Source organism: Shimia isoporae (assembly GCF_004346865.1).
In the GTDB taxonomy this organism is placed as follows: Bacteria; Pseudomonadota; Alphaproteobacteria; order Rhodobacterales; family Rhodobacteraceae; genus Shimia; species Shimia isoporae.
Genome location: NZ_SMGR01000001.1, coordinates 217,764 through 239,321, shown reverse-complemented (window position 1 = coordinate 239,321; position 21,558 = coordinate 217,764). Strand labels below are relative to the sequence as shown.

The window sequence follows — 21,558 nt, the reverse complement described above, 5'->3', positions numbered from 1 at the left end:
ACTCCTCAAATCCGGCCCGAATACTGTCACGCGGCCCGTTTCCAAGCAACAAACGCCCACCTCCAACTTAACGGAGTTACAAAACTGCGCGAAAACCCCGCCATGCGCACGATTCAAACAACGCAAATTCATGTTTTCGCAAACACTGGGCGGGTTGCACATAAATGTAACACAAATCTTACAAATCAGGGTCTCTGGGTATTGCGCTGCGCTGCGGCGAAACGCTAGCAATTCGCCCGACACACCGACAGAGCCACAAAGGGGAAGCCTGCCGATGACCGATTTTCAGAAAATCCTGATCGCCAACCGCGGTGAAATTGCCATCCGCGTGATGCGCGCCGCAAACGAAATGGGCAAAAAGACCGTTGCGGTCTTTGCCGAGGAAGACAAGCTTGGCCTGCACCGTTTCAAGGCAGACGAAGCGTACCGTATCGGCGAGGGACTTGGTCCGGTAGCGGCTTATCTGAGCATCGACGAAATCATTCGCGTCGCAAAGGAATCCGGCGCCGACGCTATTCACCCCGGTTACGGCCTACTGTCGGAAAACCCCGACTTCGTGGATGCCTGCGAAGCCAACGGCATCACGTTCATCGGCCCCAAAGCCGCCACCATGCGTGCACTCGGCGACAAAGCCTCGGCCCGCAAAGTTGCGATTGAGGCAGGCGTACCCGTCATTCCAGCGACCGAAGTGCTGGGCGACGATATGGACGCCATCAAGAAGGAAGCCGCCGAAATCGGCTATCCCCTGATGCTCAAAGCGTCTTGGGGCGGCGGTGGACGCGGCATGCGTCCGATCTTCTCCGAAGATGAAGTCGAAGAAAAAGTGCTGGAAGGCCGCCGCGAAGCCGAAGCCGCTTTCGGCAATGGCGAGGGTTATCTGGAAAAGATGATCACCCGTGCCCGCCACGTTGAGGTCCAGATTCTCGGTGATCAGCAGGGCAACATCTACCACCTGTATGAGCGCGACTGTTCCGTGCAGCGTCGCAACCAAAAGGTCGTCGAGCGCGCGCCCGCACCGTACCTCTCAGAAGCGCAGCGGGAAGAGATCTGCGAACTTGGTCGCAAAATCTGCGCCCATGTGAACTACGAATGCGCCGGCACCGTCGAGTTCCTGATGGATATGGAAACCGGCAAATTCTACTTCATCGAGGTAAACCCGCGCGTACAGGTGGAACACACTGTTACCGAGGAAGTCACCGGCATCGACATTGTTCAGGCGCAAATCCTGATCGCCGAAGGCAAATCCATTGCCGAAGCCACCGGCAAGGCCTCCCAGTATGACATTCGTCTGAATGGACACGCGCTTCAGACAAGGATCACCACCGAAGATCCGCAGAACAACTTTATTCCGGACTATGGCCGTATCACCGCGTATCGTTCGGCAACTGGCATGGGCATCCGCCTGGACGGGGGCACCGCCTACTCCGGGGGTGTGATCACCCGCTACTATGACTCACTTCTGGTGAAAGTCACCGCGCACGCGCCGACACCTGAAAAGGCCATCGCGCGCATGGATCGCGCCCTGCGCGAATTCCGCATCCGCGGCGTCTCTACCAACATCGCGTTTGTCGAAAACCTGCTCAAGCACCCGACCTTCCTGAACAACCAGTACACCACCAAGTTCATTGACGAGACGGACGATCTCTTCAACTTCAAGAAGCGTCGCGACCGCGGCACCAAGGTCCTGACCTACATTGCCGACATCTCGGTGAACGGGCACCCGGAAACCACCGACCGTCCAGCACCTGCCGCCGATCTCAAAGAACCGGTTGCACCCGCCAAAAAAGCAGAGCCCGCCTATGGCACGCGCAACCTTCTTGAAGAAAAAGGCGCGCAAGCAGTCGCAGACTGGATGAAGGCACAGAAACAACTGCTTCTGACCGACACGACAATGCGTGACGGGCACCAATCTCTTTTGGCGACCCGTATGCGCTCGATCGACATGATCAAAGTAGCGCCAACCTACGCCTCCAACCTTCCACAGCTGTTCTCGGTTGAATGTTGGGGGGGCGCGACCTTCGACGTCGCGTATCGCTTCCTTCAGGAATGCCCGTGGCAGCGCCTGCGCGATCTGCGTGCGGCCATGCCCAACCTGATGACGCAGATGCTTCTTCGTGCGTCCAACGGCGTGGGCTACACCAACTATCCCGACAACGTGGTGCAGGAGTTCGTCCGTCAGGCGGCCGAGACAGGCGTCGATGTCTTCCGCGTGTTTGACTCGCTCAACTGGGTCGAAAACATGCGTGTTGCGATGGATGCGGTGGTCGAAAGCGGCAAGGTCTGCGAAGGCACAATCTGCTACACGGGCGATCTGCTCGATCCGAACCGCGCTAAATACGACATCAACTACTATGTCTCCATGGCCAAGGAGCTCGAGGCGGCAGGCGCACACATTCTTGGCCTCAAGGATATGGCTGGCTTGCTGAAACCGGCCTCTGCAAGGGTACTGGTCAAGGCGCTCAAGGAAGAAGTCGGCTTGCCGATCCACTTCCACACCCACGACACATCCGGCATCGCCGGCGCGACCATTCTGGCGGCTGCCGAGGCCGGCGTGGATGCCGTGGACGCTGCAATGGACGCATTCTCTGGCGGCACCTCTCAGCCTTGCCTCGGCTCCATTGTGGAGGCCACGCGCAATACCGACCGCGACACCGGTCTGGATATCAAAGCCGTGCGCGAAGTGTCCGATTACTGGGAAGGCGTGCGCGCCCAGTATGCCGCCTTCGAAAGCGGGCTGGCTGCGCCGGCTTCAGAGGTCTACCTGCACGAAATGCCGGGGGGTCAGTTCACGAACCTCAAGGCCCAGGCGCGTAGCCTCGGGCTGGAAGAAAAGTGGAGCGAAGTGGCCCAGACATATGCCGACGTCAACCAGATGTTTGGCGACATCGTCAAAGTGACCCCGTCGTCCAAAGTGGTTGGCGACATGGCACTGATGATGGTCTCCCAAGGCCTAACCCGCGAAGAAGTAGAAGATCCGAAAACCGAACTGGCTTTCCCCGACTCGGTGGTGGACATGATGCGCGGCAACCTTGGCCAACCGCACGGCGGTTTCCCGTCCGCAATCATCGACAAGGTCCTGAAGGGCGAGAAACCCAACCTCGAGCGCCCCGGCAAACACCTCAAGCCAGTGGACCTTGAAGAGACTCGCGCCGAAGTGTCCAAGGAACTTGAAGGCTTTGACGTCGATGACGAGGATCTGAACGGGTACCTGATGTATCCGAAAGTCTTCTTGGATTATATGGGGCGCCACCGCCAATACGGCCCGGTCCGCGCCCTCCCAACACGCACTTTCTTCTATGGCATGGAACCCGGAGAAGAGATCACCGCAGAAATCGATCCCGGCAAGACGCTGGAGATCCGACTGCAGGCAATTGGCGAAACAGACGAGAACGGGGAGGTGAAAGTCTTCTTCGAACTCAACGGTCAACCTCGTGTGATCCGCGTTCCGAACCGTCTGGTCAAGGCGTCGACGGCGGCCCGTCCGAAAGCTGAGCTTGGCAACAAGAACCACATTGGCGCTCCGATGCCGGGTGTCGTCGCCTCGGTGGCCGTGTCAGTGGGACAGGAGGTCAAAGAAGGTGACATGCTTCTGACCATCGAAGCCATGAAAATGGAGACCGGCATCCACGCGGAACAGGACGCCAAGGTCAAGGCCGTGCACATCACGCCGGGCGGTCAGATCGACGCCAAAGACCTGCTCATCGAGCTCGAATAAGTCCCCGGATATGAAAACGGCAAAGGGCGGGGTCTCCCCGCCCTTTTTTGTGTCTCACGCAACGAACGTTGCTATCACAAACGGTGCGACGAAAAACTGCACCGACGCAATACCGACGGTTTGCCGACGCGTTGCAGACGATCATTTTCTTACGATTTCAGGATGTTAACACCAAACTCCATGGTGTTCGCGCAAATAGTCAATCGCTCGCGCATTCTGAGCGTTGCGTCCCAGCCCATCCACATCGGTCTGATGCAACGCATCCGCCGCATGCCCTGAGAGCCGCACATCCGGCTCCCGCATCAAACCTGGTGTCCAGATGGGTGTTCCCGCCTTAGCCAGCATGCCAGACAGCCAAATATCATCCACATGACGCGCCTCGTCGGGCACATCAAAAACCTCAGGCGCAAACTGCTCCGGCCGCACGAGAGCGCCGGCATAACCTTGCAAAATATCCGAATAACCGCCCCGTAGATAAATCCGGCGGCCCACGCGATGAAACCGCGCCTTGCCTCGTGCAATTCGAGCCCGCTCGATCCGGTTGCGCAGGTGGTATTCCAGGTCAGTGATCACCCATTGCCGCACCGCCCGAGGCAACCATTCACTGGAAACAGCTTTATCATGGAACTTGCCAACCTGTTGACCAGCAAGGGCAATTGCACATCCCGGCTTGCGTTTCGCTGCCCGCAGAAAGCCTCGCGCCCAACCCTGTCGATAATGGATGTCATCATCGCAAAACAGGATACTCATATCGTGCCCTGCGAACTCATGCAGGGCGGGCAAAATCTTAGTCGCAGGCCCGAGGTCTTCTTCAACTCGACGAATTTCCACGCCTCGTGGAACTTCGGGCAAATTCCCCTCCCAGTCAGGAAATCGCCGAAAACGTCGAGGTACATAGAGGATAACCGCCTCTGGTTTTGGCCGCTGGTTCACCAACAACTCCAGCGTCGGGATCATTGAGTCAAACCGCGATGGAATGGCTGACAGGGTGATCACATACATCGCGCTCAATCCCAAATCCCGTACGTGCGCTGAAAAAACCGCACGGTTTCAAGGTTCGCGGCATCGCGCTCCCACCCACCAACCACATTCTGGTTCAGCGCCGTCTCATCAAGGTGAGATGGTTTCCGCAAGGGGGTCAGAACCGGATCGAACAGGCCACCTGTGATCCAGATCTTGTGCCCGCTGCGTGCCAGATGTCCCGACAACCACACGTCGTCTACTGACCATGCGAATTCTGGAATTTCAAAGACTTCCGGCGGAAAAAACTCAGGCCGCACCATCACGCCCATGAAGCCTTCCAGACCGTCGGCATATCCTTTTCGCAATGTCAGGCGGCAGGTTGGCTGCACATACTCCACGCCGAAGTACCGCGACTTTGCCCGACGCCACAGCCGCACAAACTGCCAACGCAAATTGGTCGTCCGCCACAGGCGCAAACGTTGCGGGCGCGGTATACTCCGCCTTTCTCCATCCATTGCCGGATAGGTACTCATACCGCTGACGGACACCACGTCGTTCGGCCGCCGGGCACGTTCCTTAAGCAACTGCCGCGCCAAGTGTTTCGGATAGACCTGATCGTCGTCGCAGAACAGGATTTCAACATCCCCGCCGGCAAAATCTCTGACAGCCGGCAAAATTTTGGTGGCGGGCCCGTAATCCTCGTCCACCAGCCGGATCTCCACGCCGTCCGGCACTTCGGGCAATTCGCCATCCCACTGCGGGAACCTCTGATACTGCCGCGACAAGTAAAGGATCACGCGTTCTGCAGGCACCGACTGCGCCAAAAGGCTTTCGAGCGTTGCACCCAGCTGCCCGAACCGAGGCGGGATGGAAGAGAGGGAAATGATATAAGTCTGTGCCACGTCACAGTCACAAAATGGTTGCCTGCCATAGGCTTACCACGAAGCACCGTATGCAGCCACCCTTCTGCAAGGATGCGCCCGATCCCAAAAGGGACCATGGGACCGGGCGGCTTCTCACTGGTGCGGCCATCGGCTCCCCAGCCTGTTCCGCGCGCTCTTTGTGCCACAACGTGGTTAACAAAACCCTATTGGCGCCGGACCGGTCGCAGCAACTTAACCGACGCTTCATCAAAGTTGCGTTCAAACTCGCCCCTTGGCGCTTCCCCTTTGGTCCTGCGCACGTTAGAGACATGCCCGACCACGAAAAGGGATCAAGACTGATGGCGATGGAAAAGACCTTCAACGCAGCCGAAGCCGAAAGCCGACTTTTTGACGCTTGGGAAAAGGCGGGCTGCTTCACCGCGGGCGCAAACGCGAAGCCCGGCGCCTCGACCTATTGCATCATGATTCCGCCGCCGAACGTCACAGGCGTTTTGCATATTGGCCACGCGTTCAACAACACGCTGCAGGACATCCTGATCCGCTGGAAGCGCATGCAGGGCTTTGACACCCTCTGGCAGCCGGGCACCGACCACGCGGGCATCGCCACCCAAATGGTTGTGGAGCGCAAGCTGGCCGAAACACAGCAACCCTCCCGTGCCGAACTGGGACGCGAAAAATTCCTTGAAAAAGTCTGGGACTGGAAAGCCGAAAGCGGCGGCACCATCATCAACCAGCTCAAGCGCCTTGGCGCGTCTTGTGACTACTCGCGCGAAGCCTTCACCATGTCCGGCGCACCCGGCGCGCCCGAAGATGTGGCCGGCGGCAACTTCCACGATGCCGTGCTCAAGGTCTTCGTCGACATGTACAACAAAGGCCTCATCTATCGCGGCAAACGCCTCGTGAACTGGGACCCGCATTTTGAAACCGCGATCTCCGACCTCGAAGTGGAAAACATCGAAGTCGCCGGTCACATGTGGCACTTCAAATACCCGCTCGCAGGCGGCGCGACCTACACCTACGTCGAGAAAGACGAAGACGGTAATGTCGTGCTCGAAGAAGAGCGCGACTACATCTCCATCGCCACGACACGTCCCGAGACAATGCTCGGCGACGGCGCGGTGGCCGTGCACCCTTCTGACGAACGCTATGCGCCTATCGTTGGCACACTCTGCGAAATCCCCGTTGGCCCCAAAGAGCACCGCCGCCTGATCCCCATCATCACCGACGACTATCCGGACAAGGATTTCGGCTCTGGCGCGGTGAAAATCACCGGCGCGCATGACTTCAACGACTATCAAGTCGCCAAGCGTGGCGGCATTCCGATGTATCGCCTGATGGACACCAAAGGCGCGATGCGTGCAGACGGCGAGAATTACGCCGCCGCTGCAACTGTCGCCATGGCCGTTGCCAAGGGGGATCGCACTCTGACCGAGAACGAAGCTGACGCGGTGAACCTCGTGCCTGACGACATCCGTGGTCTGGACCGCTTTGAGGCCCGCAAGCTGGTTGTTGAACAGATCACCTCCGAAGGCCTCGCGGTGATGACCACCGAGACGCAAAAAGACGAGGACGGCAACGAGATCGAAGTCTCCGTGCCTTACGTTGAAAACAAGCCGATCCAGCAGCCGTTTGGCGACCGCTCCAAAGTGGTTATCGAACCGATGCTGACCGACCAATGGTTCGTGGACGCCGAGAAAGTTGTCGGCCCCGCGCTGGATGCAGTGCGCGACGGCACCGTGAAAATCATGCCGGAAAGCGGCGAGAAAGTGTATTTCCACTGGCTGGAAAACATCGAGCCCTGGTGTATCTCCCGCCAGCTCTGGTGGGGGCATCAGATCCCGGTTTGGTATGGGCCCAAGGTCCACTATCAGGAGCACGCGAACGGAGAGCTAGATTTTTCCATTGATTTCAGCGAACTAACGAGCTTTTGCGCCGCAACCGAACAAGAGGCCCTTGCTCTTGCCACCGATCACTACGGTGTTATCGCCCAAGCATTTGCCGAGAAAGAACAAGCTTTCACGGCATCGCTGGAACCTAAAGAACTGATGGCAGTTCCGATTTTCCGCGACCCCGACGTCCTTGACACGTGGTTCTCCTCCGGCCTCTGGCCGATCGGCACCCTTGGCTGGCCCGATAACACGCCGGAGTTGGAAAAATACTTCCCGACCTCCACGCTGGTCACCGGCCAGGACATCCTGTTCTTCTGGGTTGCCCGCATGATGATGATGCAGCTGGCCGTTGTGGATCAGGTGCCGTTTGACACGGTCTACCTGCACGGCCTCGTGCGCGACGCCAAGGGCAAGAAGATGTCCAAATCCACCGGCAACGTCATGGACCCGCTGGAAATCATCGACGAATACGGCGCCGACGCGCTGCGCTTCTCCTCCGCTGCTATGGCCGCGCTTGGAGGCGTGCTGAAACTCGACATGCAGCGTATCGCGGGCTACCGCAACTTTGGCACCAAACTCTGGAACGCCGCGCGTTTTGCCGAGATGAACGACGTCTTCGCAGACGACGTGGCCGCATGGTCCGGCGAAAAACTCACGCAAACCGCCAACCTCTGGATCGTCGGTGAAACCGCCAAAGTCCGCGAAGAGGTCGACGCAGCGCTGGAAAGCTTCCGCTTCAACGACGCCGCCTCCGCGCTCTATGCCTTCGTCTGGGGCAAGGTCTGCGACTGGTATCTGGAATTCTCCAAGCCGCTCTTTGGCTCCGAGGACGCCGCTGCAGTGGCCGAGACCAAGGCCACCATGCGCTGGGTCATTGACCAATGCCTGATCCTGCTGCACCCGATCATGCCCTTCATCACCGAAGAACTCTGGGGCCAGCTGGCTGAGCGGTCCAAAATGCTCGTACACGCAGATTGGCCGACCTACACGGCGGCGGATTTCGTGGATGCCGATGCCGACCGCGAGATGAACTGGGTGATTTCCGTGATCGACAACATCCGCTCTGTGCGCGCCCAGATGGGTGTAAACGCCGGTGCCAAGATCGACGTTGTCGTCAGCGAGATCACCGACCAGAACCGCGAGGCCTTTGCACGCAACAAGGCGCTCATCTTCAAGATCGCGCGCGTTGTGTCCATGGAGGAGGTCGCGACCTTCCCCAAAGGCACGGCCACGGTGGCTGTTGACGGCGCAACTTTCGGCCTGCCGTTGGCGGACATCATCGACATCGATGCTGAAAAAGCACGCCTTGAGAAAGGCTTGGGCAAACTTGCCAAAGAACTCGGCGGATTGCGTGGGCGTCTGAACAACCCCAAGTTCGTCGCCTCCGCGCCGGATGAGGTCGTCGAGGAAGCCCGTGCCAATCTGGCTGCTCGCGAGGAAGAAGAGGCCAAAATCAAGGCCGCTCTGCAAAAACTTGCCGAACTGGACTGAGACCTTTGAAACTGGGCGTGTCATACCTACCTCTTGGGGATGACACGCTCACTTGACGCCCTTATCGAACGCCAGATCCTCAAGGCACAGGCCGAGGGTCAACTCCGCAACCTGTCCGGAGAAGGAAAGCCTTTGCCGGACCGCCCTGTAATCGAAGACGCCGGCACCGCCGTTGGCCATTCGATCATGGCAGGAGCAGGCGTACGGCCCCGCCAGTTCGTTCTGAAGGAACAGTTGGACGCTGCCCGCGAGGAATTGCGGCAAGCCACCAATCCCGACAAGAAAAAAGAGCTAATGGCGAAAATGGCCAAGCTCGAACTGTCCTATAACGTAGAACGCGAAGCTTACGCTAAATTCATGAAATAAAGGCGCCCGAAGGCGCCCTTAATCTTGCTCACAAAATGGTTGCTGAGCGGGATCGATCCCGCCTCTCCTGAATAGGATCAGCTAAACTTTGCGGGGCGCTTTTGCAGGTTCGCGGCGATAACTTCCATCTGGTGAGGCTTTCCCATCAGTTGCGCCTGTACTTTGCTTTCTTCCAGCAAAACCGCGTCCGGATCGTGCATGTTGTCTTCGGCAAAACCGATGAGCGCCTTCGCCGCGCGGATCGCAGAGGGGCTCTTACCCGCGATCTCTTCCGCCAGAGCCAACGCTGCAGCCAGCGGATCCTCGGCAATCTCGCTCACCAATCCCCATTCCAGAGCTTGTGCAGCCTCAAATGGCGCCGCTGTGTAGGTCAGTCGACGGATCACATCCGAACGGGTCAGATGCGGCAGCAATGCCATGCCGCCCATGTCTGGCACGATGCCCCATTTCATTTCCATGATCGAAAACTTGGTGCCCGGCGCCGCGAAACGCACATCCGCACCCAGCGCAATCTGGAGACCACCACCGTATGCCACGCCCTGCACCGCACAGATCACCGGCATCGGCAGCTTGCGCCAAACCAGCGGAACCTGCTGGAACAGATTTGCGTTGCCGTGGGTGCGCGGTTCAAGCAGTTCGACCGGATCTTTGCCTGCCATCGCGCCAAAGCTCATCACGTCAAGACCGGCACAGAAAGACGCGCCTTCGCCCGACAGCACCACGACACGCACGTCGTCCCGATCCATCAGACTTTCTCCGGCTTCGGCAATCGCCTCCAGCATTGCCGGATCAAGTGCATTCATCTTATCACCGCGCGTCAGGGTGACGCGGGCAATATGGTTTTCGACCTCTACAGATACGCGGGCCATGGCCAGCCTCCTCAAAAATTCGGTTTCTCGCAGCCTACTCTTCCAAGGCTCCCAAAGAAATCCACCCTGACGTGAGGGCATTTTCTCTTGCCGCACAGACGTCCTTGCGGCAGTTAACCTTCATGACCGGACCACGCTATACCAAACTCGCCCAATCCCTTCCCGCCACTGTGCCCTTTGTCGGCCCCGAGGCACAGGAACGCGCGATGTCGCGCCCGTTCGCGGCCCGCCTTGGCGCCAACGAAAATATCTTTGGCCCTTCGCCCAAAGCGATTGCGGCAATGGAACAGGCCGCGTCCGGCATCTGGATGTACGGCGACCCCGAAAGCCACGACCTGCGCCACGCTTTGGCTGACCACCACGGCGTCACGCCACAAAACATCGTCGTTGGCGAAGGAATCGATGGTCTGCTTGGCTACCTCGTTCGGCTGCTTGTGGAACAGGGCGACTCGGTGGTGACTTCGGACGGCGCCTACCCTACGTTCAACTACCACGTCGCAGGATTTGGCGGCGTCCTGCACAAAGTACCATACCACGATGACGCGGAAGACCTTCCCGCGCTTCTGACAAAAGCGGCCGAAGTCGACGCGAAACTGGTTTATTTTGCCAATCCGGACAACCCAATGGGCAGCTGGCGCTCGGGTGCCGACATCGTCGCGCAGCTGGACAATATCCCCGACGGATGCGTCTTGCTGATCGATGAGGCCTATATCGAACTGGCACCCGAAGGCACCGCAGCGCCTGTTGACATCAATGACCCGCGTGTGATCCGCATGCGAACGTTTTCCAAGGGTTATGGCATGGCTGGTGCCCGTGTGGGGTACGCAATGGGCGAAGCGGATTTCATCCGGTCGTTCGAAAAAATTCGCAACCACTTCGGTATGAACCGCGCGGCGCAAGCTGGGGCTCTTGCGGCTTTGAAGGATGCCGACTGGCTGGCCGAGACGCAGGTAAAGGTCGCCGAAGCCCGAGACACAATAACCGGAATTGCCGCCAAATTCGGTTTGAAAGCCCTGCCGTCCGCGACCAATTTCGTCGCCATCGACTGCGGGCGCGACGCAACCTATGCCAAATCTATTCTCGATGGTCTCGTAGCGCGCGGTGTTTTTGTGCGAATGCCATTTGTTGAACCCCAAAACCGTTGCATTCGGCTGAGCTGCGGCCCATCAGAAGCGCTCGCGCTGTTTGATGAGGCCCTTGAAGACGTGCTGGCCGAACTCGGATAAAAGACAGGCAGGCAGGCCCTCACGATTTTGTGGCAAGCCAACGGTGGAAACTGCGCTACACTTCCAGACAGGGAGTGTACCATGTCCAGTCCGGTTAAGCGCGTCGAAAACTACACCACCGCCTGCCTTGTGCTGGGGTTTGTGAACCTGCTTTGGATATTCGCCGCGATCTGGGCGTTCTTCGGGTTCGGCTGGGTACTGCTCACCGGCTGGCTGCTCAACAAGGGTATCACCCGGCTCGCAAACCGCTAAGCCTGGCCGATTACATCTGCCGCCGCCTCAAGCGCACCGGCCCCGTGCGGAATATCCAGAACACGCAGCCCTGTCTGTACCGTTGCCAGCATGCCAAGGATCATCTGCGCGTTGACATGCCCCATGTGCCCGAACCGGAAAAATCCGTCTCCCTTGGGATCGTCTTCAGTGCTCATTCCCAACCCGATCCCAAGCGTGAGCCCGGCCTGATCCTGACACCAGCGTCTCAACCGCGTGCCATGTTCCTTTCCGATCCGCAATGAGGTTACCGCATGACTCCGCGCGGCCGCATCTGCGATATTAAGCTCAAACGGACCGCCACGACCCCATGCTTCGCCGGCTGCCCAGATTGCTTTGGCCAGGACTTCATGTCGTGCCCATACAGCCTCGAGTCCTTCGTCTTTGATCATGTCCAGAGCAACCCGCAGACCGTAAAGATGATGGGTCGGCGCCGTTCCGCAAAACAGCTGGTAATAAAGTTCCGGATTGGCACGCGGCTGCCAGTCCCAATACTTGCTGACCCGATCAAGTCCGGCACGCGCAGCTTGGGCCTTGTCATTGAAGAACACAAAGGCTGCACCCGGCGGCACCATCAGACCTTTTTGGCTCGCAGCAACCATGACGTCCGCGCCCCAGGCGTCCATCTCGAACCTGTCGCATCCCAGAGACGCGATACAGTCCACCATCAACAAGGCCGGATGCCCCACCGAATCTATTGCAGCGCGGATAGCGGGAATGTCGCTCTTGGCCGAGGTCGAGGTATCCACATGGACCGCAAGCACAGCTTTGATTTTGTGGTCAGTATCCGCCGCCAACGCCTCCGCCACCCGGGCAGGATCAATCGGAGCACGTCGACCGAAATCGATCACGTCGGTCTCGATTCCGCGGCATTGCGCGACATCCCCCCAACCAAGACCAAAAGAACCCGCCACAGGCACCAGCACTTTGTCATCCGGAGCAAGTACATTGGCCAATGACGCTTCCCAGGCTGCGTGACCATTGCCGATGTAGATGGCGACATCATGAGCCGTGCCCGCGACCATTTTCAGGTCGGGCAACAGGCCATAGGTCAGGTCGATCAGCTCGCCTTCATAGATGTTCGGCGCTCCGCGATGCATTTCGCGCAACACCGCTTCCGGCATCACCGACGGTCCTGGAATTGCCAAATAGGTTTGGCCATGTGCCAAGGTCATTACGGGCTCTCCTGAGTTTAGGCAGGCCGACACTACGCCCAACTGCGGCGGCGTCAATCCGCCGGTGGCCAAATTACGCTGGCCTCACCGTTAACAGCGGAGTAAACCGTGCGGAACGGTCACAACAGAAGGCGTCGCTTGTGGACACGCAAAAGACCCTGCCCGAAACCAGAGCCTGGCCCCTATTGCGTTGGGTCTGGGTTGGTTATCTCAAGAAATACAAATGGTTCCTGATAGCAGCCGGTATCATGATGGCGCTCGAAGGCGCTTCTTTGGGCGCTTTCAGCTACATGATGAAGCCCATGTTTGACTCTGCCTTTGGCAGCGGCAGCACTGGCGCGCTCTTTACCGTTTCGATGGTTTTCGGCGCCATCTTCATGCTGCGAGGTGTCACCAGCGTCTCACACAAGTTGATCGTATCCTTCGTTTCCCAAAAATCGACGGCCGACCTGCGCATGGCCTTGGTTTCGCAACTTATGGTGCAGGATAACGCCTTTCACCAAACCCACCCTCCAGGGCATCTGATCCAGCGCATTCAGGCTGATGTTGGTGCGATCAACAACGTATGGTCGGCGTTTATTCTCGGCGCCGGCCGCGATGCCATTGCATTGGTATCGCTGGTTGGCGTGGCACTCAGCATAGACTGGCGCTGGACGTTGGTTGCGTTCGTTGGCACTCCTCTTCTGGTCCTGCCAGCCCTGGTCGCACAACGATTTGTGCGGCGTCGAGCGCGTGAAGCACGCGATCTGGGCGCGGATCTAGCCACGCGGCTGGACGAAATTTTCCACGGTATCGTGCCCACCAAGCTCAACAGGCTTGAGCAATATCAGTCGGACCGCTTCCGTCGTGACACAAAGTCTCTGGTCACCGCCCAAATCAAGGCGGCCGGTGGGTCGGCCTCCATCGGTGGCCTTGTTGATGTGACTGCCGGACTGGGCGTATTCTGCGTCTTGCTGTTTGGCGGGTCCGAAATTGTGTCTGGCGAAAAAACGGTTGGTGAATTCATGGCCTTTTTCACGGCCATGGGCATGATGTTCGAACCGCTTCGCAGTCTCGCAGGACTCACTGGCAGATGGCAGGTGGCCGCGGCGGCGATCGAACGCCTGAAAGAACTGATGGAACTCATTCCATCGATCAAGGATCCGGCGAAACCAAAACCGGTGCCCGCAGGTGTTCCGCGAATTTCTCTGTCCAAAGTTAACCTGTCCTATGGCGACACACCTGTTCTGAGCGGGACCACATTCACCGCTGAAGCCGGAAAAACAACGGCGATTGTGGGCGCGTCCGGCGCAGGCAAGTCCACGATCTTCAACGTGCTGACCCGCCTTGTCGATCCGCAGTCGGGCGAAATCCTTCTGCAGGATGTGAACAACCGCGACCTGACACTGGATGATCTCCGCAACCTGTTTTCGGTCGTCAGTCAAGAAGCCTTGCTGTTCGACGATACAATTCGCGAAAATATCCTACTCGGGCGTGAAAACGTCTCCGACGAGGAGCTCAACAAAGTTCTCGACGCGGCCCACGTGTCAGACTTCCTACCCAAGCTTGCAAATGGCCTCGACAGCGAAGTCGGCCCGCGCGGCTCCAATCTTTCCGGCGGTCAGCGCCAACGTGTTGTGATTGCCCGTGCCTTGTTGCGCGACACGCCAGTCCTGCTTCTCGATGAGGCAACGTCTGCGCTGGACACCAAGTCCGAAGCCGTCGTTCAGAAAGCACTCGACGGCCTGTCCGAGGGTAGGACCACTCTGGTGATCGCGCACCGCCTCTCGACCGTTCGCGGCGCGGACAAGATCGTCGTAATGGACAAGGGTCGGGTCGTGGACGAAGGCACTCATGATGAGCTTCTGAAACGGGGCGGCGTTTACGCAGAGCTCCACCGGCTCCAGTTCAACACAGAAGGGGCAACTGCCGAGGAGCGGGCGCTTTCTCCGGTGACTGACCCCGCTCTCGACGGAACCGCTGCGCGCCCCGGACTTTTGGCCCGTATTTTTGGTGGCTGGTTGCGCAGCTGAACCCAACGCCCACAGGCTTGCCGGCGCCCGGTTGACCCAGAGGAAACCCTTGACGTTTCCGGCGGTTTGGGTGCTAGCTGCCTGCCACCAGAACTGCGAGGGGAAGCGTTATGTTCAAGCCAGCAATCACCGGCACCGGTGTCTTTACGCCCAGCGAAGTCATCACCAACGATGAGTTGGTCGAAAGCTTCAACGCGTATGCCGACAAAATGAATGCGCAGAACGCTGAGGCCATTGCCGCTGGCGAGCTTGAACCCATACCGCACTCCTCCAGCGAGTTCATTTTCAAAGCCTCCGGCATCGAACAACGCCACGTGCTCGACAAGACTGGTGTCCTGAACCCGGATATCATGCACCCTCTTCTGCGCCAGCGTTCGGACGACGAACCCGGCGTGATGACCGAAATGGCAATTGACGCTTGTGGCAAGGCCCTCACGCAAGCCGGTCTGGAGGGCTCCGACATCGATTTGGTGATCTGCGCCGCGTCCAACATGGAACGCGCTTATCCCGCGGTCGCCATCGAAATTCAGAAAGAGCTTGGCGCAAACGGGTTTGCGTTTGACATGAACGTAGCCTGTTCTTCGGCGACCTTTGGCATTCAGGCCGCTGCAGACATGGTTCGTTCCGGGTCAGTCCGCCGCGCCATTGTGGTGAACCCGGAAATCTGCTCCGGCCACCTGGAATGGCGCGATCGGGACTGCCATTTCATTTTCGGCGACGTGGCGACCGCCACAGTGATCGAACGCTCCGAAGACGCCAAGGGTGACTACTTCGAGATCATTTCAACGCGGTGCGCCACCCAGTTCTCAAACAACATCCGAAATAACAACGGCTTCCTGCGCCGCTCACGTCCTGACGGTGTTGTGGACCGGCGCGACATGCAGTTCATGCAAAACGGCCGCAAAGTGTTCAAGGAAGTGGTTCCGATGGTCTCGACGCACATGCTGAACCATTTGGGCGATGAAGGCGTCAGCGACGTCCGTCGTCTTTGGCTGCATCAGGCGAACAAATCCATGAACGATTTCATCGGCAAAAAAGTAATGGGCCGTACGCCGGAAGCCGGAGAACAGCCCAACATCCTGCAGGACTATGCCAACACCTCTTCGGCAGGTTCGATCATCGCTTTCTCAAAGTATTCGGATGACATGCAAGCGGGCGACTACGGGATGATCTGCTCTTTCGGAGCCGGCTATTCCGTTGGTTCAGTGCTGGTACGCCGCCACTGACACTGCCCGACTCCGTGAACTCCTGAGTCGCTTTTCACCGCATAAGGGAATGGCAAAAACTGATATTATTGCCAGTCACAAACTCGATACCTACCACAATTCACAGCCAATTTTGCGAAACTAAGGCAAAGTTGTTAACAGAATCGGTTACATTCGTGCGCTAGCATAGTTGGTGGAAGGTGCTGATGTTGCACAGTGTTGCTTCCCCAGGCGACCCGCATCATCAGGCCCGGTAGAGGAATTACTCCAAAGCCCCCTTCTGCTCTGTGCTGTCCCGTGCAGAGGTTGTTGCACACCCGTGCACTTGTTCCTGTATGTCTTTTTATGACGCTAGGGTGCTTCGGTTTTCCGGGGCACCCTTTTTGGTAGGCAGCACGACGGAGTTTCAGTCGTCGCTTTTCTCTACCTTTGGCGAAACTTTGCGGAACCGCCCTTTTCCCTGCGGCGCGACTCCCATCTCGACAAGAATCACGGGATCAGGATCTGCGCCCCGGCTCAGCGGATCAGGCACCAGCCCCACACTCATGGCGAGCGCCGCAAGATCGGCCCTGTTGTTCAAACCTGTCTTGGACAGCAGATTGTTCATGCGCTGACGTACGGCTGAAACCGTGACGCCCAACTGTTCGGCAATCACCTTGTCCTGAAGACCCCCGCCAATCATCTCAAGCAACTCGCGCTGCTTTTCGGAAATCCGGTTGCGATCGATAAACTCCGCAGAAAAATGAGTCATGTATCGCTGGAACCCCATCACCGCGACAGTGTTGAGAACCCAGCCATGCGTCTGAATGATACGCTTCATCTCGCGCTTGGAGTGATCACCCGAAAAGGTGATCATCGAGGACTGCGGTGGAGCATGCGAACGCAAAGGCACTGAAAACCCCGCACGCAAACCGCGACGGGCAGCTTCTTCCAGAACTTTGTATCGTTGCTCGGGGATGTGCATGTACTCGTCGATGAACTCAAGACCAATCGCAATCGGGGTCAGGCGTTCCATCGCATGTGTCCTGAAATAGGACCATTTAATGATCTCTGGGTCCGTGTTGAACGCATTGAGCCAACTTGAGTCATACGACGTTCGCACGAACAGCATTTTTTGCCAGTCCGCGTAGTTATTGGCCGTGACGAAATCGATGTAAGGCAGGTTCAACGTGCGCCCGATATCAACGATCAAGGCCCACACCTCGGCAGAACTCTGGGTGGTTTCCAGATCCACGAGGAAATTTTGTAACAGTTCCGGTGTGTGGCGCTCGGCCTCAAATATCGGCCTGCGCCCGGTTCGGTCAGAGCTCAGACGGTTTCCTCCTCAAGGTGCAATTTCATGTCCACCAACACCTGTTGCAACGCAACTGTCTCACGCAAAAGCCGCTTGGCTTCACTCACCGTGATAATCCCGTCCTCGATGGACTGACTGTATTCCGCCATCAGCACCGCAAACCGTTGGCTCAGAGCAATCACGTCGGCATTTACACCGCCTTTGTCATTGGAATTGCGCCGACGGTCGTCGTGATTCAAAGTGCTGCCCTTCAGCTCTGCAAGCGCAGAAGTCACATGCGGGTAAGAGGACGCTTCCTCCAAAGCCGCAACCGCATCAATCGGCATAAACCGATCAAGATGCTCGTCATGTGAGGAATAATACCTACCCAAAGTCGCCTTGGACTTCCCGGTCAATTCACACGCCGCCTCAATGCCAACATCCTTGACCAGAGCCTCGGTGTGTTTCTTGAGATAGCTGCCTACAACACTCATTACATGTGCTCCGTTTTCCGGCGCCCCTGTTTTGGGGGAATATGCCAAGTCTTTTCCCATTAAAGACTTAACCCGAATTTGTCATTTGAAAAAGACCGGATGCATTTGTTCGGCGTGACGAGTTTGACGTTTTTCGCAAAGGGGTTGGTTAGGCAAATACCGAACTGTCCATCGGTGCCCCTCAACCTCCTCGGCCGCACGGACCGCTTCATTCCATCCCCAAAGGTCAAGGCCTTTCGGAGCGGGAAGTGCACCCTCAGCGTCGGGGCGGGGCGGAAATTGAAAAATTTCCGCCCCGTTTTGCTTTGATCTTGCGAGCAACCACGCCTTGGATTTATCACCACGCCCATGGCCAAGCTCTATTTCAACTACTCGACCATGAACGCCGGCAAATCGACGGTGCTTCTGCAAGCCTCCCACAACTACCGTGAACGCGGTATGCACACGTATCTGTTGACCGCGCGCCTTGATGATCGCGCCGGCGAGGGAAAGATTGCCTCCCGCATCGGTATCTCGGCCGCAGCGGACACGTTCGACGGCAGCACGGATCTTTTTGCAAAGATACGAGACCAACTGGCCAAAGATCCCTTCAACTGTGTCTTCATTGATGAGGCGCAGTTCCTGACACAGGATCAGGTCTGGCAACTGGCAAGGGTGGTAGACGACCTCAAAGTACCGGTCATGTGTTATGGCCTGCGCGTCGATTTTCAGGGCCATCTGTTCCCCGGTTCGGCGGCACTTCTGGCGCTCTCTGACGAAATGCGTGAGGTCCGTACGATCTGCCACTGCGGCAAGAAGGCGACAATGGTCGTTCGACAGGACGAAAACGGCAACGCGTTGCGAGAGGGGGCTCAGGTCCAGATTGGCGGCAACGAGACCTATGTGTCCCTGTGCAGGCGTCATTGGCGCGAGGCCATGAACGACCTCCCCCCTGAATGACACCGACACAATACCTACGTTCTGCAGATGCTTTGCAGAGACCGGTTTCTAAACCTTGTTCGGAAGCGCCTTGCCTTGCGCAAAGGCCTTCAAATTTTCAACGGCCATCATTCCCATTTGCGTCCGGACCTCTAGCGCGGCAGTCCCCAGATGCGGAAGCAATGTGACGTTCTCAAGCTGGCGCAACGCCTCTGGTACATCAGGTTCGAATTCGTAAACATCCAGGCCTGCACCGCCGATGACATTGTCCTGCAACGCAGAAATCAGCGCCTGTTCGTCGACCACCTCGCCACGCGAGATATTTATGAAATGGGCGTGCGGCTGCATGGCGTTGAACACATCCGCATCAAACAGATGCTGCGTTTCCGAGCCGCCTGGGACGGCGGCAACCACGACGTCTGCGACGGCAGCCATCTCCGTAAGGTCTTCCACACGTTCGGCATCAAACTCCATCGTTTTTTCAGAACGATTCCAGTACATTACCTTCATGCCAAATCCGAAATAGCAACGCTGTGCAATGGCCTGCCCAATACGCCCCATTCCGGCAATCGCCACGGTTTTTCGCGAAAGATGCATGCCAAGCATCTGGGTTGGATGCCAGCCGGTCCACTTACCTGATCGCACCAACCGCTCGCCTTCTGCGGCGCGGCGCGCGCTCATGAGCATCAGTGTCATCGCAATGTCAGCGGTTGCGTCTGTAACAGCTCCTGGCGTGTTGGTGACTTCGACGCCGGCCGTCTTTGCCGCTGCCACGTCTATGTGGTTGTAGCCAACTCCGAAATTGGCCAACAGCTTGCACCGCGGCTCCGGCACATCCGCGAAGACTTTGGCATCAAACATATCCCCCAACGTGGGCAACACGGCATCATAGTCACGCAAAGCTGTGCGCATGTCACTCTGGCTCAAAGGGCTCGTGTTGCGCCTCAAAACCACGTCGAATTCTTCTCGGGCGGCGGCCACAACGGGTTCAGGCAGCGGCCTTGTAATATAGAGCTTTTTCAATGCATTCGCCCTCCCACGGGGACGCCCTTATCGGGGCCGATCAGAACAATGTCACCATGTTCGTCCGGCAGCCCAAGAACGAGTATTTCGCTCATAAACTTGCCAATCTGGCGTGGTGGAAAATTCACAACCGCCATCACCTGTTTGCCGATCAACTGCTCTGGATCGTAATGCTTTGTGATCTGGGCCGAACTCTTTCGCTCACCAATTTCATCACCGAAGTCGACCCAAAGCTTGATTGCTGGCTTGCGGGCCTCAGGATAAGGCTCTGCGCGGGTCACGGTACCGACGCGGATATCGACCTTGAGAAAGTCGTCAAAGTCGATGTCACCCATTTGCCAACTCCCGACTGCGCAATGTGGCGGCCCCGACTGTACGTAGCATCAAAGGCGGCAGGCCGTTCGCAGGGTCCATCAACTCCTCAAGTCCCGCTTGCGTTGTACCATTCGGGCTGGTCACATTGATACGGAGTTGCTCGGGTGTTTCCTCTGCAAGCTCCGCCAACACGCCCGCCCCAGCAACCGTCGCCTTTGCCAATGCCATCGACAAGTCGGCGGAAAGCCCTTGGGCCTCGCCTGCCGCCGCCAAAGTTTCAATCAGATGAAACACATAAGCCGGACCGGAACCGCTTACACCGGTAACCGCATCCATCTGCTCTTCGCGCTCAAGACGCACCACTTGGCCGACAGCCTGCAACAGCCCTTCGGCGGCACCCAGACCATCATCGCCAGCATGCGCATTGGCAACTATCGCAGTGATACCCTTGCCGACCGCGGCCGGGGTGTTGGGCATCGCCCGCACAATAGGTGTCTCGCTCCCGAGCATGCCTTCGTAAGTTGCGATGGAAATACCCGCAGCCACCGACACAAACAGCGTCGTACCGTTGCCCATGGCAGCCAAAACCGGCAGGGCGTCCGCCATCATTTGGGGCTTAACGGCAATAATCACAATTGCCGGAGAGGCCGGAAGATCGGCATTCACGTGCACACCGGCACGTTGCACAAAATCGTTTGGATAAGGGTCTTTCACCCACACCGACGTCGCTGGCAGCCCATCGGCCAGCCATCCCTGCAACATGGCAGAACCCATTTTGCCGCAACCCAGCAAAACCAGCCCTTTTTCGGCCACATCTTTCATGTCCATAAGTCCCCCCTTCGTCTTTGGGGGAAAGTGTTACGCTCGCCCGTAGGCCTCTGCAATGGCAACCTGCATCGCGTCTTCAACCTTGCGGTCTCCCCAGACAACAAGCTGGAACGCAGGGTAGAAACGCTCACATGCCTCAACAGCCGAACGGATCAGGGCATCGATCTGTTCCGGACCCGCCACTTGGCCGCCGGTCAACGCCAATCCATAGCGATAAATCATCAATTGTTGCTTTGCCCAGAACGTGAACGCACCGGTCCAACACTCATCGTTAACCGCGTTCAGCGCTTCATAGAGCTGCGGCAGTTTTTCTTCGGGAGGCTCGTTTTCGAATGAACACACAAGTCGAAGCGTTTCGTCAAAACCCGACCATGCCAGGGTTATGGAATAAGTCTTCCATTGGCCTTCAACCGCCATTGCAATCTGGTCGTCGGCGATACGGTCAAAGTTCCAGTCATAATACGTCGCGATGTGCTCAACGATGTCGATAGGATGCAGGTCTTCTTCCAGAAGATGTTCGGACAATGCCATAGCGCCACCTCTTTTTGCTGTTGCGCTATGGACGTGGCAGCATCCCTAACGCTTGGTGTCTGCTCTAGAACCTGTGGTCGTTCCCACTGGCCTTACAACATATCGTGCTGC

18 protein-coding genes are annotated in these 21,558 nt (G+C 57.7%); 8 read left to right on the top strand and 10 right to left on the bottom strand.

Annotated elements, in window-relative coordinates; all coding sequences use genetic code 11:
- Nucleotides 1-274: 274 nt before the first annotated feature.
- A complete protein-coding gene (locus tag BXY66_RS01215) occupies nt 275-3,715 on the top strand; it encodes a pyruvate carboxylase (RefSeq protein ID WP_132858362.1) in 3,441 nt (1,146 codons plus the stop codon).
- A 165-nt stretch (nt 3,716-3,880) separates the two neighbouring features.
- On the opposite strand, the gene BXY66_RS01210 is transcribed toward BXY66_RS01215, so the two are convergent.
- Together BXY66_RS01210 and BXY66_RS01205 are read right to left on the bottom strand one after the other, a co-directional pair.
- Nucleotides 3,881-4,717 (bottom strand): glycosyltransferase family 2 protein, encoded by an 837-nt coding sequence (locus tag BXY66_RS01210; RefSeq protein ID WP_132858361.1) that lies wholly within the window; start codon nt 4,715-4,717, stop codon nt 3,881-3,883.
- 5 nt (nt 4,718-4,722) lie between these two features.
- Entirely contained in the window at nt 4,723-5,580 is an 858-nt protein-coding gene (locus tag BXY66_RS01205) for a glycosyltransferase family A protein (RefSeq protein ID WP_132858360.1), read from the bottom strand.
- 320 nt (nt 5,581-5,900) lie between these two features.
- Here BXY66_RS01205 and BXY66_RS01200 point away from each other — a divergent pair, with 320 nt between their 5' ends.
- Complete coding sequence (locus BXY66_RS01200; protein WP_132860295.1) at nt 5,901-8,942, top strand: valine--tRNA ligase; 3,042 nt, start codon at nt 5,901-5,903, stop codon at nt 8,940-8,942.
- Nucleotides 8,943-8,981: 39 nt separating this feature from the next.
- Complete coding sequence (locus BXY66_RS01195) at nt 8,982-9,308, top strand: DnaJ family domain-containing protein (protein WP_132858359.1); 327 nt, start codon at nt 8,982-8,984, stop codon at nt 9,306-9,308.
- Between the two features lie 77 nt (nt 9,309-9,385).
- On the opposite strand, the gene BXY66_RS01190 is transcribed toward BXY66_RS01195, so the two are convergent.
- Nucleotides 9,386-10,177 (bottom strand): crotonase/enoyl-CoA hydratase family protein, encoded by a 792-nt coding sequence (locus tag BXY66_RS01190; RefSeq protein WP_132858358.1) that lies wholly within the window; start codon nt 10,175-10,177, stop codon nt 9,386-9,388.
- Between the two features lie 122 nt (nt 10,178-10,299).
- Between BXY66_RS01190 and BXY66_RS01185 the strand changes: the two genes are divergently transcribed.
- Together BXY66_RS01185 and BXY66_RS20380 are read left to right on the top strand one after the other, a co-directional pair.
- The gene (locus tag BXY66_RS01185; protein WP_132858357.1) at nt 10,300-11,403 is read left to right on the top strand and encodes a pyridoxal phosphate-dependent aminotransferase; all 1,104 of its coding nucleotides are present in this window, start codon (nt 10,300-10,302) and stop codon (nt 11,401-11,403) included.
- A gap of 81 nt (nt 11,404-11,484) precedes the next feature.
- The gene (locus BXY66_RS20380) at nt 11,485-11,655 is read left to right on the top strand and encodes a hypothetical protein (protein WP_165929075.1); all 171 of its coding nucleotides are present in this window, start codon (nt 11,485-11,487) and stop codon (nt 11,653-11,655) included.
- Here the strand turns inward: BXY66_RS20380 and BXY66_RS01180 are convergent.
- Nucleotides 11,652-12,848 carry a pyridoxal-phosphate-dependent aminotransferase family protein gene (locus tag BXY66_RS01180; protein WP_132858356.1) on the bottom strand — a complete coding sequence of 399 codons (1,197 nt, stop codon included), beginning with the start codon at nt 12,846-12,848 and terminating at the stop codon, nt 11,652-11,654. The genes BXY66_RS20380 and BXY66_RS01180 overlap by 4 nt on opposite strands.
- A 140-nt stretch (nt 12,849-12,988) precedes the next feature.
- On the opposite strand from BXY66_RS01180, the gene BXY66_RS01175 reads away from it, so the two are divergent.
- Nucleotides 12,989-14,860: an ABC transporter ATP-binding protein gene (locus BXY66_RS01175; RefSeq protein ID WP_243694264.1), complete on the top strand. Its 1,872-nt coding sequence runs from the start codon at nt 12,989-12,991 to the stop codon at nt 14,858-14,860.
- A 110-nt stretch (nt 14,861-14,970) separates the two neighbouring features.
- Entirely contained in the window at nt 14,971-16,086 is a 1,116-nt protein-coding gene (locus BXY66_RS01170; RefSeq protein ID WP_132858355.1) for a beta-ketoacyl-ACP synthase III, read from the top strand.
- A 385-nt stretch (nt 16,087-16,471) separates the two neighbouring features.
- On the opposite strand, the gene BXY66_RS01165 is transcribed toward BXY66_RS01170, so the two are convergent.
- Nucleotides 16,472-17,299: a helix-turn-helix transcriptional regulator gene (locus BXY66_RS01165; protein ID WP_132858354.1), complete on the bottom strand. Its 828-nt coding sequence runs from the start codon at nt 17,297-17,299 to the stop codon at nt 16,472-16,474.
- A gap of 74 nt (nt 17,300-17,373) precedes the next feature.
- Nucleotides 17,374-17,832, bottom strand: coding sequence for a hypothetical protein (locus BXY66_RS01160; RefSeq protein WP_132858353.1), 459 nt, complete (start codon nt 17,830-17,832; stop codon nt 17,374-17,376).
- 348 nt (nt 17,833-18,180) lie between these two features.
- On the opposite strand from BXY66_RS01160, the gene BXY66_RS01155 reads away from it, so the two are divergent.
- Nucleotides 18,181-18,771 carry a thymidine kinase gene (locus BXY66_RS01155; RefSeq protein WP_132858352.1) on the top strand — a complete coding sequence of 197 codons (591 nt, stop codon included), beginning with the start codon at nt 18,181-18,183 and terminating at the stop codon, nt 18,769-18,771.
- A gap of 48 nt (nt 18,772-18,819) precedes the next feature.
- On the opposite strand, the gene BXY66_RS01150 is transcribed toward BXY66_RS01155, so the two are convergent.
- Genes BXY66_RS01150 through BXY66_RS01135 form a run of 4 tightly spaced genes read right to left on the bottom strand, consistent with a single transcriptional unit; the run spans nt 18,820 to nt 21,447 of the window.
- Nucleotides 18,820-19,773 (bottom strand): 2-hydroxyacid dehydrogenase, encoded by a 954-nt coding sequence (locus BXY66_RS01150; RefSeq protein WP_132858351.1) that lies wholly within the window; start codon nt 19,771-19,773, stop codon nt 18,820-18,822.
- Nucleotides 19,770-20,108, bottom strand: coding sequence for a tRNA-binding protein (locus tag BXY66_RS01145; RefSeq protein WP_132858350.1), 339 nt, complete (start codon nt 20,106-20,108; stop codon nt 19,770-19,772). The genes BXY66_RS01150 and BXY66_RS01145 overlap by 4 nt, the downstream gene beginning before the upstream one ends.
- Nucleotides 20,101-20,916: a pyrroline-5-carboxylate reductase gene (proC, locus tag BXY66_RS01140; RefSeq protein ID WP_132858349.1), complete on the bottom strand. Its 816-nt coding sequence runs from the start codon at nt 20,914-20,916 to the stop codon at nt 20,101-20,103. The genes BXY66_RS01145 and proC overlap by 8 nt, the downstream gene beginning before the upstream one ends.
- A 30-nt stretch (nt 20,917-20,946) precedes the next feature.
- Nucleotides 20,947-21,447, bottom strand: a complete 501-nt coding sequence (locus BXY66_RS01135) for a type III secretion system chaperone family protein (protein WP_132858348.1) — start codon at nt 21,445-21,447, stop codon at nt 20,947-20,949.
- Between the last annotated feature and the right edge of the window lie 111 nt (nt 21,448-21,558).

Excerpts from the sequence above, each read along its gene's own strand:
- BXY66_RS01215 (WP_132858362.1), top strand. The coding sequence starts at position 275 with ATGACCGATTTTCAGAAAATCCTGATCGCCAACCGCGGTGAAATTGCC.
- BXY66_RS01210 (WP_132858361.1), bottom strand. The coding sequence starts at position 4,717 with ATGTATGTGATCACCCTGTCAGCCATTCCATCGCGGTTTGACTCAATG.
- BXY66_RS01200 (WP_132860295.1), top strand. The coding sequence starts at position 5,901 with ATGGCGATGGAAAAGACCTTCAACGCAGCCGAAGCCGAAAGCCGACTT.
- BXY66_RS01195 (WP_132858359.1), top strand. The coding sequence starts at position 8,982 with ATGACACGCTCACTTGACGCCCTTATCGAACGCCAGATCCTCAAGGCA.
- BXY66_RS01190 (WP_132858358.1), bottom strand. The coding sequence starts at position 10,177 with ATGGCCCGCGTATCTGTAGAGGTCGAAAACCATATTGCCCGCGTCACC.
- BXY66_RS01185 (WP_132858357.1), top strand. The coding sequence starts at position 10,300 with ATGACCGGACCACGCTATACCAAACTCGCCCAATCCCTTCCCGCCACT.
- BXY66_RS20380 (WP_165929075.1), top strand. The coding sequence starts at position 11,485 with ATGTCCAGTCCGGTTAAGCGCGTCGAAAACTACACCACCGCCTGCCTT.
- BXY66_RS01180 (WP_132858356.1), bottom strand. The coding sequence starts at position 12,848 with ATGACCTTGGCACATGGCCAAACCTATTTGGCAATTCCAGGACCGTCG.
- BXY66_RS01170 (WP_132858355.1), top strand. The coding sequence starts at position 14,971 with ATGTTCAAGCCAGCAATCACCGGCACCGGTGTCTTTACGCCCAGCGAA.
- BXY66_RS01160 (WP_132858353.1), bottom strand. The coding sequence starts at position 17,832 with ATGAGTGTTGTAGGCAGCTATCTCAAGAAACACACCGAGGCTCTGGTC.
- BXY66_RS01155 (WP_132858352.1), top strand. The coding sequence starts at position 18,181 with ATGGCCAAGCTCTATTTCAACTACTCGACCATGAACGCCGGCAAATCG.
- BXY66_RS01145 (WP_132858350.1), bottom strand. The coding sequence starts at position 20,108 with ATGGGTGACATCGACTTTGACGACTTTCTCAAGGTCGATATCCGCGTC.
- proC (WP_132858349.1), bottom strand. The coding sequence starts at position 20,916 with ATGGACATGAAAGATGTGGCCGAAAAAGGGCTGGTTTTGCTGGGTTGC.
- BXY66_RS01135 (WP_132858348.1), bottom strand. The coding sequence starts at position 21,447 with ATGGCATTGTCCGAACATCTTCTGGAAGAAGACCTGCATCCTATCGAC.